The 1,904-nt window shown below is 30.5% G+C and carries 2 protein-coding genes and 1 pseudogene; all 3 read right to left on the reverse strand.

Annotation, left to right across the window (positions count from 1 at the left end):
* Window positions 1-621: 621 nt before the first annotated feature.
* The 3 genes and pseudogenes from CN925_RS21730 to CN925_RS15985 all read right to left on the reverse strand — a co-directional run bounded on the left by CN925_RS21730 (window position 622) and on the right by CN925_RS15985 (window position 1,513).
* Window positions 622-966 (reverse strand): annotated as a pseudogene (locus tag CN925_RS21730) (transposase).
* The gene (locus CN925_RS21735; RefSeq protein ID WP_353616075.1) at window positions 930-1,133 is read right to left on the reverse strand and encodes a transposase; all 204 of its coding nucleotides are present in this window, start codon (window positions 1,131-1,133) and stop codon (window positions 930-932) included. The pseudogene CN925_RS21730 and the gene CN925_RS21735 overlap by 37 nt, the downstream one beginning before the upstream one ends.
* A 47-nt stretch (window positions 1,134-1,180) precedes the next feature.
* The gene (locus CN925_RS15985) at window positions 1,181-1,513 is read right to left on the reverse strand and encodes a hypothetical protein (protein ID WP_098847362.1); all 333 of its coding nucleotides are present in this window, start codon (window positions 1,511-1,513) and stop codon (window positions 1,181-1,183) included.
* Window positions 1,514-1,904: the final 391 nt, after the last annotated feature.

The following is a 1,904-nucleotide window of genomic DNA, read 5'->3' on the forward strand; positions in this document are numbered from 1 at the left end:
TAGTTTTCAAAGTTCACTTTATCGCTTTAGAAGCGACTTTAATATAATAACATTTTGCCGAACGTTTTGTCAACAAGTTATTATATTTTTTTGTTGTTCGAACTTGTTTTGTCGTGACAACATATATAAATATATCATCTCGTCCAAATGATTGCAAGCATTTCTTTATAAAAAATTTAAATTGTTTTATTTGATCTTTTTTTAGATGTTTTCTATATTTATTGCTATATAAATATTAGTTTTGATTTTAAATATATTAAAAGGAAACAATCTGAAATGCCGCTTCCCTATTAGGCTTGTCTAAGTTCAAAGCCATTCAATAATAAGTAGCGTATATATATCCTTTTTGAATCAGGTGAAGTAGACAAAAAATCACACCACCTATAATTTAATGTTATAAGTCGTTTCTCGTTTCTTTTTACAGAATATACTCTATGAAAAATACTTGGACTATTCTCAAATTTTGATCACATAGTGTATTTAGTAAAGAATTGTATTCGAATTTATTCTCGTTTTCCATTTTAAACTAACTTATGCGTTTAGTATAATCCTTCTTCCTTATCCCCGGAAAATTTACATATCGTTTACTACAAATACCATCCACTGAAGAGTGAATCGCTTCTAATTAAGTTTTACTCTTTTATAACAGCCTTCTAAAAAACCATTTGAATAGTTATAAGCAAAATTATTAAATATCTCGATTTTCCAGTTTTGTAGAGTTTTTATAACTCGGTTAAATTCAGGAATATCAACATCTTTTACTTCTTTGTAGAACGATTCGAGTGCTTCTTTCGTTTTAAGAATATCCTTCGATTCATTCTCTTTACCCTTTTTAAACTATTAACTAAAACTTTCCTTTAATTGATAAGCCGATTTTAATTCTTTTGAAAAACTGAAGTAACGTTGTAGGTACCTTTGATCCTCTTTGGTTAATTTTTCAACCTTTTTATAGAGTAAATGACGCATTTTCTTTCATTTCTTTCGGTCATACTCATACCACCTAGTTGTATTCGTTTCCTTACACCATCTAATGCCCAATAAATATATCTCACAAAGTGAAAATGATCAGCCACTATGACAGGTTTCCCTAACGCTTCCTGAACTGCGGCTTTAAAAGAAGGGCTCATTTCCATGATGACAATTCCTACCTTTGCCCCGTACTTTTTAAAATAGTCCTTTATTATTTTTTTCTACGGTTTGGTAATATGTCGATGAGCTTTCTCGTCTTACCATTCACAATAATTAGTTGATACTTACCTGCTTGGGTGTCTCCTTTATACTCATCGATGGCAATTACTTTTGGGAGAGCTGTCACTTGATTAATTTCTTTCTTTGAGAGTTCATCAAACCCTCTAATGACTGTCGTATAAGAACCTCTGAAAATCTCACTCGTTTTCTTAAAACTTCTGCTTTTAATCGCATGAATCGATAAAGCTAAAAACCATTCGATCGAGCCTCTTTTATAACGAGATACAAATGATTTGCTTTCTGAAAAACGCTTACCAATACACAAACATAACGACGTTTTCTATACCAAATTTCTGTCTTTTGCTGAAACCAACTTAAATGTTTAATTTTCTGTAGTCAGTAATCATGTGCTTTATTTGTCTTATTCTTACAACTCGGACAAGAGTGAGGTGCTATTTTCATTTCAACAAAAAGACAAATTTTTTCACTATATTCCTCTACTTTTGTCACTAGACAATCTTTTAATCCTGGGATGTATATGTTAGAATTCATTTACACGTAACTCCATTCGTTTATCTTGTTTCTCGACAATTCAAATATAACGAATATTGGATGTTACGTGTTTTTTTACCTAAAATTGTACATACCCCAATAGTATAGAGCCTTTAAATAATCTATCGTTTCATATTTCAACACAAAAAAACATCAGCTAAATA

This window comes from Bacillus sp. AFS055030 (genome assembly GCF_002574545.1).
Lineage (GTDB): Bacteria > Bacillota > Bacilli > Bacillales > Bacillaceae_G > Gottfriedia.

Coding starts and splice junctions, on each gene's coding strand:
- CN925_RS21735 (WP_353616075.1), bottom strand. CDS start 1,133: ATGGAAATGAGCCCTTCTTTTAAAGCCGCAGTTCAGGAAGCGTTAGGG.